A 13,106-nucleotide genomic window follows, 5' to 3' on the forward strand; every position below is an offset into this window, starting at 1 on the left:
TGCCGGCCCTTCGGATCAGAGCAGCGGCGGCGCGGGATCCGCGGCGGCGGACTCCGCCGCCCGCTGCAGGGCGCTGGCCAGGAGGGCGAGGTCGGTGGGGCCGTTGCCGAGCTCGCGGACCGGGCGGCGGGTCGGCGGGTCGCCCATGCGGTCCCACTCCAGGGGGACGACGGTGGGGCGCAGGGTCGCCGTCCGCGGGATGCGTCCGCTGACCCGGCCGGCCTGGAAGGCGGTCACGGCCCCGTCGGGGCGGCGCAGATAGCCGCGCCCGGGCAGCGTGTCCTCCAGGGCGGCCGGTTCCTCGACGGCCACCAGCAGGGCCGCGGACTCCGGCTCCTCCGTGCGCAGCGCGATGCGCAGCCGGGCGGCGTCGTCCGCCTCGGTCCCGGCGGTGCGCTCCGGACGGCCGGTGGCGGCCACCAGGTGCACGCCGAGGCGCTCGCCGTCGCGGGCCACGCTCTCCAGGGCCCGGACGACGGAACCGGCGGCGGGCCGGCCGGGGCTGCCCAGGGCGGGCGCGACGAGGGCGTCGAAGTCGTCGACCACGACGACGAGGCGGGGCAGCGGCTCCGCCGTGCGCGTCTGGACCCGGACCGCGCCCTGGGGCTGCGTCTCCCCCGCGGCGCCGGGCGTACGGCCGGGCTCCGCCTGGCGCGGCACCACGGGCACGCGGTGGCGGTCGTGCCACTGCCGGAAGTCCAGCCCGTCCAGCAGCTCCTCGCGCCGCTTCAGCTCCGCGGAGAGGGCCTGTGCGAACTCGCGCATCCGCACCGGGTCGGACGCGCACAGGTAGGTGGACACGTGCGGCAGGTCGGTGCAGACGCGCAGGCCCTCGCCGCGCTCGGTGCCCGCGCCGTCGACCAGGACCAGGGCCAGCCGGTCCGGGCGCTCCGCGGCGGCCAGGGCGGCGGCGACGGAGCGCAGCAGCTCGGTCTTGCCCGAGCCGGGCGCGCCGCCGACCAGCAGGTGGGGGCCCTCGGCCACCAGGTCCACCAGGACGCGGCCGCCGGGGCCGGCGCCGAGGACGGCCGCGGCGGCGCCGCCGGACGGCGCGGGCGCGGCCCAGCGGGCGGCGATCTTGGCCGGGGTGGCGAGGGCGAGGTCCAGCTCGTCCAGGAGGCGGGCGGTGCGCGGCAGCGCGGAGCGAGTGACGCGGGGCGCCGCGGCGTCGCCCTCGCGCAGCGGCGCCAGGGCCCGGGCGAAGCGCTCGGCCCACGCGGTGGAGACGGCCTCGACCGTCATCCGCTCCGGTCCGTGCGGCTCGATGCGCAAGGTGGTGGCCACGTCGCCCTCCAGGACGGCGACGGCGCCGCACTGGGCGGCCAGCCGTTCCCGGCTCTCGGCCAGGCACAGCACATGGAGGCCGACGGACGGGCCGGTGGCGGCGATGCGGTCGACGGCCTCGCCCAGATAGGCCGAGCCGGGGTCGCCGTCCACCACGAGCAGGGTGTGCGGTCCCTCACGGTCGGCGGCGGCCTCGGCGACCGCCTCGGGCGTCGCCGTTGCCCAGCCCGTACCGAGCGGGCCCTCCTCGATGCGCCGGACCAGCTCGGCGACGCGGGCCTCGGCCTGCTCGCGGTCGGTCGCGGTGAGCAGGCGGCAGTCCTGGCCGTGGGCGGGCCGCAGATGCGGCAGCCAGTGCAGCCAGGCCCATTCCTCGGCGCGCTGTTCGGCGGGGCGGGAGCGGTCGGCGGCCAGGAGGGCGATTTCCAGCGCGCCGGGCGCGTGCAGGGCGCACAGCTGGGCGATCACGGCCCGGGCGAGCCCGGTGAGCCGGGGGCGCGGGCCGGCCAGGCCCAGCACCTGGGTGTGCGGGTCGCGCAGGTCGATGGTGAAGGGAACGGCGGGCAGCGTGCGGTAGCCGTCCTCGGCGGGCAGATCGGCGGTGCCGAGGCGGACCGTCAGCGTGTCCGGATGGCCGGGGGCGCGCTCCCACAGCCGCGGGCCCGGCCCGAGGGCGGTCAGCAGCACCGCCGCGGGGTCCGGCCAGCGCTCGCGCAGCCCGGCCGCGTCGGTGACGGCGTGGCCGGGGCCCGCGCTTCCGTCCGGTCCCGTGTCGTCAGGGAGGCCACGCCCTGTGGCCAGGCGCCGCGCCCAGCTCCCTATGGCATCGGCCATCCGGCTGCCGGCCTCGGCGGCACGCCCGGCGGACCGGCGGCCCTGTGCGGGCAGGACCGCCCGTGCCTGCTCGGACAGTCCGCGCTGCGGGGTGTCGCGGCGGCCTCCCGCTCCGGTGACGGGTGCCGGCGGCGCCTCGGGGGACGCCGTCCCCGCGGCGCCGGAAGCGTCTGCCGGCCCGTTGTCGGTTGCGGGGGTGGACGGGCCGGTGGCGCCGGGCCCGTCGGAGCGGTCCGCGGGACCCGCGGGCCGGGCGGGGCGCCAGGTGGCCACGGCGTCGCCGTCCGGCCAGGAGGCCGGCGGGAGGGTGACGTGCAGATGGCCCTCGGTGTCCGGGACGGCGGGGACGGACGCCGGAGGGGGCGGGACCGTGGACCCGGGCGGGGTGGGTTCCAGCTGGAGCAGGGACTCCCCGATGCGCAGCAGCGCCCCGGGGTCGAACGGGACGCCGCGGGGCCCGACGGGCCGGCCGTCCAGCGTGGTGCCGTTGGTGGAGCCGAGGTCGTGGACGGTGACCCGGCCCGCGGCGTCCACGGTGATGGCGCAGTGCAGCCGGGAGACGTCGGGGTCGTCCAGCGGGACGTCCGCGTCGGCGGACCGCCCGACCCGGATCTGGCCGCCCTGCAGCAGATGGACCCCGCCGGCGTCGGGACCGCCTATGACGTGCAGCCGGGCGGCGGCGGAGGGGCGTTCCTCGTGGTGGCCGTCGGCGGGCGCGTGCAGGGAGAGCACGGCGCCGTCGAGCAGGGGTGGCACGCCGAGCACGGCGGTGGCCGGGTCCAGCCGTTCGGCGCCCGCGTACAGCGGTGGCAGGGACCGCAGGGACCCCAGCGACGCAGTCGAGCGCGCGGGCTGCCCGGAGCTGCCCGTGCCGGAGGTCAGGGCACCCGCCACGGCTCCCAGGAGAGTGCCCGCGGGCGCGGTGACGAGCACGTCGGAGGAGCGCGCCCCTCGGCCGCCGCGCGGCCCGAGAACGGTCAGCCGGATCTGCATCTCCGTCCACGGTCCCTTCTGCCCGGTCCGCCGGCGCGACGGGGCCTTGCCCCGCCCGCCGTGCCCGGGCACATCGACACGTACAAGAGCGAACCGACCGGCTCCCGTTGCTCAGCGATCCGCGATCCGCGAGGGCATCCTCCCACTCGTCACTGACAGCCTGCCGCCGGTGCCCACCTTCACGATCTTGAATGATCAGCATTGGGCGGAAAAAGCAACCAAACGACCGTAGTCCGCGTCCTAATCCCACGCCCGCCGCGTGCGTGAACGAGCTCCGCTCCCATGTCGCGGCACTACAGTGGGCGCACACAGGCCACGGACCAGGCCAAGATCCAGGGAGTGCGAGACGTGCGGCCGGTAGGCAGCAAATACGAACTGGTGGAGCCGCTGGGACGCGGTGCCACGGGCACCGTGTGGCGCTCCCAGGTGCGGGACACCGGCGAGACCGTCGCGATCAAGGTGCTCAAGGAAGAGCTCGCGAGCGACCCCGACGTCGTCATGCGCTTCCTGCGGGAGCGCTCGGTGCTGCTGCGGCTGCGCCACCCGCACATCGTCCGGGTGCGCGACCTGGTCGTCGAGGGCGACCTGCTGGCCCTGGTGATGGACCTCATCGACGGCCCTGACCTGTACCGGCACCTGCGCGAGAACGGCCCGTTCTCCCCCGTGGGCGGCGCCCTGCTGACGGCCGCCGTCGCCGACGCGCTCGCCGCCAGCCACGCCGACGGCGTCGTGCACCGCGACCTGAAGCCCGCCAACGTGCTGCTCGCCACCGTCACCGGTCCCGACGGCAGTCCCCAGATGCACCCGATGCTGACCGACTTCGGCATCGCGCGGCTGGCCGATTCGCCCGGCCTCACCCGGACCCACGAATTCGTGGGGACCCCCGCCTACATAGCGCCGGAATCCGCCCAGGGCCGCCCGCAGACCTCCGCGGTGGACATCTACGGCGCCGGCATCCTGCTGTACGAGCTCGTCACCGGCCGCCCGCCGTTCCACGGCGAGAGCGCCCTCGAAGTGCTGCAGCGGCACCTGAGCGCGGAGCCGCGCCGCCCCACGACCGTCCCCGAGCCGCTGTGGACGGTCATCGAGCGCTGCCTGCGCAAGGAGCCCGCCGAGCGCCCCAGTGCCGAGAACCTGGCCCGCGCCCTGCGCGTGGTGGCCGCCGGCATCGGCGTCCACGCCTCCCCCGCGCAGGCCGAGGCCGCCATCGGCGTGGCCGCGCTGCTCGCGCCCGACCCGGCGCCCGCGACGGTCCCGGACACCCCGCTCGTGCCGCCGGGCACCGCCGACCCCACCCAGGTGCTGCCGAACCGCTCGCCGATGGGCGGGTACGACCCGACGGCCGCCACCAGTGTGCTGCCCTCCTCCGCGGGACCCGAGGGCGGCGCCGACCGGACCCAGGTCATCCCCGGCGGTTCCCACCCCGCGGCCGGCGGCGACGGCACGCGCGTGATGCCCCCGGTGCCGGGCGGCCCGCCGAACGAGCCGCCGCAGGGCCCGCACCCGTGGGAGTCGCAGCTCAACCGGGCCCGGGCGCGCGCCGAGCAGACCGAGATCCAGTACCTGGACCCGGAGCAGGACCCGCTGCGCCGCCGCCCGCGCCGCCAGCAGGGCCCGCAGCAGCCTCCGCAGTCCTACCAGCAGCAGCCCGGCGGCCAGGGGTACGCGCCCCAGCAGCACCAGCAGCCCCAGCACCAGCAGCCCCCGCGTCCGCCGCAGCACCGCCAGCCGCAGCCGCAGCAGTACGCCCCGCCGCAGCCCCAGCCGCAGCAGTACGCGCCCCGGCCGCAGCACCAGCAGCCGGTGCCGCCGCGCTACGAGCAGCCGCAGCCCCGGCGCTACGAGCCGCAGCGGGCGCCCGCGCCCGAGCCGCCCCCGGCCCGCGAGCCGCGCCGGGGCAGCGCCAACCCGATGCGCATCCCGGGCCTGGGCTGCCTCAAGGGCTGCTTCACGGTGATCGTCGTCCTGGTGGCCGTCTTCCTGCTGGCCTGGTACTTCGGGCCGTTGCAGGGCTGGTTCGACACCGGCAAGGGGCTGTGGGACACCGTCTCCACGTGGGTGAGCGACATCTGGAACGGGATCACGTCGCTGGGCGACTCCACCGGCGGCACACCCTCCGCCCCGTAGGGATCCGGGGGCGCGGCACCTCGTCGCGTCCCCGCCACCCCGAGCCCGCGCGTTCACAGGATGACGGCGGGACATTTCTGAGAGCGTTTTCAAGCGCCACGTCTTGACGCCTCGTCAGCCCGGGCGGACAGTGAACTGCCCGGGCAACCCCCCTTCACGCGCTCCCCCGCCTCTCCCCACAGGAGGACTTGTCATGCGCGCGTCCAAATTGCTCGTCCGGGCCAGCGCGGCCGCACTCCTCGCGCTCGCCGCGGCCCTCCCCGGCCCGGCCTCGGCCAGCGTCCCCCCGCCCGGCACCGGCTGGTCCCTGACCTGGAGCGACGACTTCACCGGCGGCGCCGGGTCGGCCCCCTCCAGCACGGACTGGATCACCGACACCGGCACCTCCTACCCCGGCGGCCCCGCCAACTGGGGCACCGGCGAGGTGCAGTCGTACACCGCGAGCGGCACCAACCTCCAGCAGGACGGCAACGGCAACCTGCGCATCACCCCGGTCCGTGACGGCTCCGGCCGCTGGACCTCCGCCCGGATCGAGACCCGCCGCACCGACTTCCAGGCGGCCGCCGGCGGCCGGGCCCGCATCGAGGCGCGCATCCAGATGCCGAACGTGACCGGTGCCGCGGCGGCCGGCTACTGGCCCGCGTTCTGGACGCTCGGCGCCGACTACCGCGGCAACTACCAGAACTGGCCCGGCATCGGCGAGTTCGACATCATGGAGAACGTCAACGGGATCAACCAGGTCTGGGGCACGCTGCACTGCGGCGGCAACCCCGGCGGTCCCTGCAACGAGACCAACGGCCTGGGCGCCACCCGCGTGTGCCCGGGCAGCGCCTGCCAGGGCGCGTTCCACACCTACACCTTCGAGTGGGACCGCAGCGTCAGCCCCGAGACGCTGCGCTGGTCCGTGGACGGCGTGCAGTACCACTCCGTCAACGCCTCGCAGATGGACGCGACGACCTGGGCCAACGCCACCCACCACGGCCACTTCCTGCTGCTGAACGTGGCGATGGGCGGCGCCTTCCCCAACGGCGTGGCGGGCAGCGGCACTCCGACCGGTGCGACCGCCTCGGGCGTGCCGATGCTGGTCGACTACGTGGCCGTCTGGAACTCCGCCGGCAGCGGCGGGGGTGGCGGCGGAGGCGGCGGCACGGGCGCCTACGGCACCATCCAGGCCGAGTCGTACGCCGCCCAGTCCGGCACCGCCACCGAGACCACGACCGACACCGGGGGCGGCCAGGACGTGGGCTGGATCGCGGGCGGCGACTGGCTGCGCTACAACGCGGTCGCCTTCGGCTCCACCGCCGCCCACCAGTTCAAGGCCCGGGTCGCCTCCGGGGCCGCGGCCGGGGTGAGCGGGCTGGTCGAGGTACGGCTGGACAGCCCCACCGCGACTCCCGTCGGCAGCTTCGCGGTCGGCGGCACCGGGGGCTGGCAGAACTGGACGACGGTCCCGGCCAACACCTCGGCGATCACCGGGACGCACGACGTCTATCTGACCTTCGCCAGCGGTCAGCCCGCCGACTTCGTCAACCTCAACTGGTTCACGTTCACCACCTGAGATTGCCCATGCTGGTGATTTGTCGACTTCTGGAGGGTGATTTCTTCCGCAGAAGCCGCACTCACCCCCGACTGGTTCCCCCAACCGGCTCGCATCCGCGTAGTTTTGTCGCCAACACGACGGCACGTCGGAGGAGTCGGAGCAGCCTTGGGACGCAAGATCGGCAGCCGGTACACCGCGCACCAGGTGCTGGGGCGCGGTTCCGCCGGCACGGTGTGGCTGGGCGAGGGCCCCGAGGGCCCGGTCGCCATCAAGCTGCTGCGCGAGGACCTCGCCTCCGACCAGGACCTCGTCGGCCGCTTCGTCCAGGAGCGCACCGCCCTGCTCGCACTGCACCACCCGCACATCGTCGGCATCCGTGACCTGGTGGTCGACGGCTCCGACCTGGCACTGGTCATGGACCTGGTGCGCGGCACCGACCTGCGCTCCCGCCTGGAGCGGGAGCGCAGGCTCTCCCCGGAGGCCGCCGTCTCCGTCACCGCCGACGTCGCCGACGGCCTGGCCGCCGCGCACGCGGCGGGCGTCGTCCACCGCGACGTGAAGCCGGAGAACGTCCTGCTGGACTCCGCCGCGCCGCCCGGACCGGGCGGGGCGCCCCCGGCCCTGCTCACCGACTTCGGCATCGCCCGGCTGGTGGACTCCCCGCGCCGCACCCGGGCCACCCGCATCATCGGTACCCCGGACTACCTGGCCCCGGAGATCATCGAGGGCCTGCCGCCGCGGGCCTCCGTGGACATCTACGCGCTCGCCACCGTCCTGTACGAACTGCTGGCCGGCTTCACGCCGTTCGGCGGCGGCCACCCCGGCGCGGTGCTCCGCCGCCATGTCACCGAGTCGGTGGCGCCGCTGCCCGATCTCCCGGACGAGCTGTGGCAGTTGCTCTCCCAGTGCCTGGCCAAGGCGCCCGCCTCACGCCTGACGGCCGCCGAAGTGGGCGCGCGGCTGCGGGAGTTGCTGCCGGACCTGGCCGGGCTGCCGCCGCTGGAGGTGGACGCGCCCGGTGACCACCACCACGAGGACGCCGGCGGCTTCGGCGCGGAACCGGCGGGCGCCGGCGAGCCGTACGACCCGCCTGCCGGCCGCCGGCGCGGCGCGGTCCCGCTGGTCCGGGGCGCCGCGCCGGACTCCACCCGGGACACCCACACCAGCCTCAAGCTGCCGACCGCGGAGGAGCTCGCCGCGGGCCGTGCCGCGGGCGACGACCCGCGCTCCCGGGCCCGCCACCGGCACCGCGCCGTCACGGAATCGCCGCAGCGCCGCCGGGCCAAGCTCGGGGCGGCCGCGGCGGCCGCCCTGGTGGCCGCCGGGCTCGGCGGATGGGCCATCGCCGCCTCCGGTTCCGACGACGGCGGCTCCACCAGCCGCGAGGACCGGGAGCCTGGCGACTCCACACCGGACGCGCCGACCCCCACCGCGCCCACCGGCGCCGCGGCCTCCCCGCAGGGCGCCGTCAGTTCCGCCGGCACCGCCGAGGACGCCGCCGACGCGACCGGGGAGGCGTCGCTGCACTGGACGGGGCTGACGGCGCTGCCGCCGCTCCCGGTGGCCGGCGTCGAGACCACCGGCCGGCCGCGCGCGGTCACGGGCGCCGGCGCGACGTACGTCTTCACCCGGGGCACCGACCGGAACCTGTGGTACCTGGTGGACGGCGGCTGGCACCGGCTCACCGGGATAAGCGTCGCCGACGACCCCTCCGCGGTCTCCTCGCGCGCCGGACAGCTCGACGTGTTCGCGCTCGGCACGGACCACAAGGTCTACCGGCGCACCCTGACCGACGGTGCGTGGGGCGGCTGGTACCAGGTCGACCAGCCCGCCACGTTCGACACCACCCCGGCCGCCGCGTCCTCCGCCCCCGGCCGGATCGACCTGGTCGCCCGTTCCAGCGGCGACCTGGTCACCTCCTCCTGGGTCGACGGCCGCTGGAACGCCTGGGCGCTGGTGCCCACCGCCGGCCGTATCACCTCCGCGCCGGGCCTGGTCTCGCGCGGCCCCGGCACCCTGGACGCCTTTGTGGTGCGCAAAGCGGACGGGGCGGTGCTGCGCCTGCCGTACGTCAACGGCGCCTGGCGCCCGTCGGAAGCCGTCACGGGCCTGGAGGCGACCGGCCGTCCGGAGGCCGCCGTGTCCGGGGGCCGGCTGTACGTCGTGGCACCGTCCGGCGACGGCCGGCTGGCCGCCGCCGTGGGCGCCGGCGCCGGCTGGGCGCCCGTCCCGGTGAGCGCCACCAGCCGCACCGGCGCCGCGCTCACCGGATCCGCGAAAACCCTCACCCTGTACGTCCGCCGCGCCGACGGCTCCCTCGCCCGTACGACCGGCTCGCCGGTCACATGACGGTCACGATCCAACCGCCGCGTGCATGGGCGGGCTTGCGGCGGTCATCCGAGCGGGCGTAACACTGAACGCGGAACAGCGGATGACGCGGGACGGTACGCCCGGCGCAGCTGCCCAGGCCATCCGGCGGCTGCCACCGCGGCGCGGGTCCGCGCTGACGGGATGGGCAGGCAGATGCGGACATCCAGCAGGCGCACGCGAGGTACGCGCAGGGCCGTCGTCGCCGCGGTGGCGGCGGCCGCCCTGGCACTGACGGCGGCCGGTTGCGGCGGCGGCGACAACGACGGAAAGAGCGACGAGGGCGGCAACGGCGGTGCCTCGCCGAGCGGTTCGGGCGGCGGTAGCGGCGGAGTGGCACTACCGGACCTCAAGGGGCAGAGCCTCGAGGTCGCGGCGGTGTGGACCGGCCCCGAGCAGAAGAACTTCCAGAAGGTCCTCGACGAGTTCGGCAAGCGCACCGGCGCCGAAGTGACGTTCGTGCCGACCGGTGACAACGTCTCCACGTTCCTCGGCACCAAGATCGAGGGCGGGCAGCCGCCGGACGTGGCGTTCCTGCCGCAGGTCGGCGTGTTGCGGCAGTTCGCGCAGAAGGGCTGGCTGAAGCCGCTCGGCCCGGAAGCGCAGGCCCAGTTGGACAAGAACTTCACGCAGGGCTGGAAGGACCTCGGCGCGTACGAGGGCACGCAGTACGGCGTCTACGCCAAGGCCGCCAACAAGTCGCTGGTCTGGTACAACACCACGGCCTTCGAGAACGCCGGCATCTCGCAACCCCCCACCACCTGGGACGACTTCCTCAAGACCGCGGAGACGGTCTTCGAGTCGGGCACGCCGCCGGTGTCGGTGGGCGGCGGCGACGGCTGGACCCTCACCGACTGGTTCGAGAACATCTACCTCTCCCAGGCCGGGCCGGAGAAGTACGACCAGCTCGCCGCCCACAAGATCAAGTGGACCGATCCCTCGGTCAAGGAGGCCCTCACCACCCTCGGCGGCCTCTTCGGCAAGCAGGACCTGATCGCCGGCGGCCAGAGCGGCGCCCTGCACACCGACTTCCCCACGTCGGTGACGCAGACCTTCACCGGCAACCCGCCGAAGGCCGCGATGGTCTACGAGGGCGACTTCGTCGGCGCGTTCATCGGCGACAACACCAAGGCGAAGGTCGGCGAGGACGCCAAGGTCTTCCCCTTCCCGGCGGTCGGCTCCGGCAAGGCGCCCGTGGTCAGCGGCGGTGACGTCGGCGTCGTGCTGAAGGACTCCAAGGCGGCGCAGGCGCTGGTGACCTTCCTCGCCTCCACGGACGCGGCCGGGGTGTGGGCGTCCTCCGGCGGCTTCGTGTCGCCGAACAAGTCGCTGGACCTGTCGGTCTACCCGGACGAGGTCTCGCGTTCCATCGCGCAGGGCCTGGTCGCGGCGGGCGACGACTTCCGCTTCGACATGTCCGACCAGGCCCCGGCGGCCTTCGGCGGCACCGCGGGCAAGGGCGAGTGGAAGGACCTCCAGGACTTCCTGAAGAACCCCTCCGACGTGGCGGGGGCGCAGGCGAAGCTGGAAGCGGACGCCGCCAAGGCGTACGCCGGCTGAGGCGGCCGCGATGGCGACGGCGGCAACCGCGCGGGGCCCGGCCGCCCCGGGCGGCGTTCCCCCGGTGCGGCGCAAGGGCGTGGCGGGCACACGGCGCTGGGTGGCGGCGGTCTTCCTGCTGCCCGCGCTGGTGCTGCTGGGCGCGCTGGTGGTCTACCCGATCGGGTACACCGTCCGGCGCAGCCTCTTCGACAAGGCGGGTTCGGGCTTCGTCGGGCTGGCGAACTACGGCTCGGTCTTCAGTGACGACAGCACCCTGACCGCGCTGCGCAACACCGCGGTCTGGGTGGTCGTGGCGCCGGTCCTCGCCACGGCGCTCGGCCTGGTCTTCGCGGTGCTGACCGAACGGGTCAGCTGGGGCACCGCGTTCAAGCTGGTCGTCTTCATGCCGATGGCGATCTCGATGCTGGCGGCGGGGATCATCTTCCGGCTGGTGTTCGAGCAGGACCCGGCGCGCGGCGCGGCGAACGCGGTCGTCGTCGGCGTCCACGACACCTTCGCCGGCTCCTCCGCCTACCCCGGCGCCCGGCCCCGGCCCGGCGGGGACCTCGCGGCCTCGGGCGGCGGCTCGTACACCACGCGGCAGGCGGCGCGGGACGGCACGGCCGTCGCGCTGCCGCTGATCGGCATCCCGGCGGCGAAGCTCCCGGCGGGCACCGGCGACGCCCGGCAGGCGGCCCCCGGCCCGGGGGTGACCGGAACGGTGTGGCTGGACTTCACGCCGGGCGGCGGAGGCAACGCGGGAGCCGTCGACAGCGGGGAGAAGGCGCTGGAGGGAGTCAGGGTGGAGGCCGTCAAGGACGGCAGGGTGGTGGCCTCCGCGACCTCCGGCGCGGACGGCACCTTCGCGCTCCCGGCCTCGGCGGACGGTGCCCGACTGCGGCTGCCCGCCTCGAACTTCGCGCAGCCGTACAACGGGATCGACTGGCTGGGGCCTGCGTTGGTGACGCCCGCCATCATCGGCGCCTACCTGTGGATGTGGGCGGGCTTCGCGATGGTGCTGATCGCCGCGGGGCTCGCCGGGGTGCCGCGGGAGCTGATGGAGGCGGCGCGGATCGACGGCGCCAACGAGTGGCAGGTGTTCCGCCGGATCACCGTGCCACTGCTGGCGCCGGTGCTGGTCGTGGTGGTCGTCACGCTGATGATCAACGTGATGAAGATCTTCGACCTGGTCTACATCATCGCGCCCAGCACCTCGCAGGACGACGCCAACGTGCTGGCGCTGCAACTGTTCCTGTCGTCCTTCGGGGGCGGCAACAACCAGGGCGTGGGCAGCGCGATCGGCGTCGTCCTGCTGCTCCTGGTCGTCCCGGTCATGGTGTTCAACATCCGCCGTCTGCGCAGGGAGGCCCGCCGATGACCACCGTCGCAGGCACAGCGGAGCCGGCGGAGCCGGCAGGATCCGCGGGACCGGCGCGACCCTCCCGCCCGGGAAACGCCGCCACGGCCGCGAGGCGGCCGCTCGCCGCGCGCCTGGCGGAACGGGCCGGCGGCGGCGCGCTGCGCGTGTTCCTCGTGCTGGTCGCGCTGTTCTGGCTGATGCCGACCGCGGGGCTGCTGATCTCCTCGTTCCGCGGACCGGTGGACATCGCCGCCTCGGGCTGGTGGAAGGTGTTCACCGCGCCCTCGCAGCTGACCGCCGCCAACTACCGCGCGCTGCTGGGCAACGACGCCGTCACCTCCTCGCTGCTGAACACCGCGCTGATCACGGTGCCGGCCACGCTGCTGGTGGTGGTCATCGGGTCGCTGGCGGGCTACGCCTTCGCCTGGATGGAGTTCCCGGGCAGGGACCGGCTGTTCCTGCTCGTCGTGGGGCTGCTGGTGGTGCCGGTGCAGATCGCGCTGGTCCCGGTGGCGCAGCTGTTCGGGGACATCGGGATCTTCGGCGACATCATCGGCGTCGTCCTGTTCCACACCGGCTTCGGCCTGCCGTTCGCGATCTTCCTGCTGCGCAACTTCTTCGCGGAGATCCCGCGGGAGCTGCTGGAGGCCGCGCGGCTGGACGGGGCGGGCGAGCTGCGGCTGTTCGCGCGGGTGATCATGCCGCTGGGCGGTCCCGCGATCGCCTCGCTCGGCATCTTCCAGTTCCTGTGGGTGTGGAACGACATGCTGGTGGCGCTGATCTTCTCCAACGCCGACTCCCAGCCCATCACCGTCGCACTGCAGCAGCAGGTCAGGCAGTTCGGCAACAACATCGACATCCTGGCGCCGGGCGCCTTCGTGTCGATGGTGGTCCCGCTGGTCGTCTTCTTCGCCTTCCAGCGGCAGTTCGTCTCCGGCGTCATGGCGGGCGCCGTGAAATAGGCGCGCGGGACCGGGGCCCGGCAACACTCCGTGGCCGGAACGGTCGCCGGACGCGGCACACCCGAAGGGATATAACGGGCACAAGCCGCGTACGTCG

The 13,106-nt window shown here is 75.0% G+C and carries 6 protein-coding genes and 1 pseudogene; 6 read left to right on the forward strand and 1 reads right to left on the reverse strand.

Annotated features, from left to right (window positions below):
• Positions 1–15 precede the first annotated feature (15 nt).
• On the reverse strand, positions 16–3,111 hold the full coding sequence (locus ABZ883_RS38580) for an FtsK/SpoIIIE domain-containing protein (protein ID WP_360915334.1): 3,096 nt from the start codon (positions 3,109–3,111) through the stop codon (positions 16–18).
• A 348-nt stretch (positions 3,112–3,459) separates the two neighbouring features.
• Between ABZ883_RS38580 and ABZ883_RS38585 the strand changes: the two genes are divergently transcribed.
• The 6 genes and pseudogenes from ABZ883_RS38585 (at position 3,460) to ABZ883_RS38610 (ending at position 13,009) form a co-directional block, all read left to right on the forward strand.
• Complete coding sequence (locus tag ABZ883_RS38585) at positions 3,460–5,238, forward strand: serine/threonine-protein kinase (protein WP_360915337.1); 1,779 nt, start codon at positions 3,460–3,462, stop codon at positions 5,236–5,238.
• A 193-nt stretch (positions 5,239–5,431) separates the two neighbouring features.
• The gene (locus tag ABZ883_RS38590; RefSeq protein ID WP_360915340.1) at positions 5,432–6,796 is read left to right on the forward strand and encodes a glycoside hydrolase family 16 protein; all 1,365 of its coding nucleotides are present in this window, start codon (positions 5,432–5,434) and stop codon (positions 6,794–6,796) included.
• Between the two features lie 147 nt (positions 6,797–6,943).
• A pseudogene (locus ABZ883_RS38595) lies at positions 6,944–8,200 on the forward strand (serine/threonine-protein kinase); the annotation flags it as partial.
• 1,101 nt (positions 8,201–9,301) lie between these two features.
• Positions 9,302–10,705, forward strand: coding sequence for an ABC transporter substrate-binding protein (locus ABZ883_RS38600; protein ID WP_360915343.1), 1,404 nt, complete (start codon positions 9,302–9,304; stop codon positions 10,703–10,705).
• Positions 10,706–10,715: 10 nt separating this feature from the next.
• Positions 10,716–12,065, forward strand: coding sequence for a sugar ABC transporter permease (locus ABZ883_RS38605; RefSeq protein WP_360915346.1), 1,350 nt, complete (start codon positions 10,716–10,718; stop codon positions 12,063–12,065).
• The gene (locus ABZ883_RS38610; RefSeq protein WP_360915349.1) at positions 12,062–13,009 is read left to right on the forward strand and encodes a carbohydrate ABC transporter permease; all 948 of its coding nucleotides are present in this window, start codon (positions 12,062–12,064) and stop codon (positions 13,007–13,009) included. The genes ABZ883_RS38605 and ABZ883_RS38610 overlap by 4 nt, the downstream gene beginning before the upstream one ends.
• Positions 13,010–13,106: the final 97 nt, after the last annotated feature.

The organism is Streptomyces sp. NPDC046977 (genome assembly GCF_040644455.1).
Taxonomy (GTDB): domain Bacteria; phylum Actinomycetota; class Actinomycetes; order Streptomycetales; family Streptomycetaceae; genus Actinacidiphila.

Coding starts and splice junctions, on each gene's coding strand:
- ABZ883_RS38580 (WP_360915334.1), bottom strand. CDS start 3,111: ATGCAGATCCGGCTGACCGTTCTCGGGCCGCGCGGCGGCCGAGGGGCG.
- ABZ883_RS38590 (WP_360915340.1), top strand. CDS start 5,432: ATGCGCGCGTCCAAATTGCTCGTCCGGGCCAGCGCGGCCGCACTCCTC.
- ABZ883_RS38600 (WP_360915343.1), top strand. CDS start 9,302: ATGCGGACATCCAGCAGGCGCACGCGAGGTACGCGCAGGGCCGTCGTC.
- ABZ883_RS38605 (WP_360915346.1), top strand. CDS start 10,716: ATGGCGACGGCGGCAACCGCGCGGGGCCCGGCCGCCCCGGGCGGCGTT.
- ABZ883_RS38610 (WP_360915349.1), top strand. CDS start 12,062: ATGACCACCGTCGCAGGCACAGCGGAGCCGGCGGAGCCGGCAGGATCC.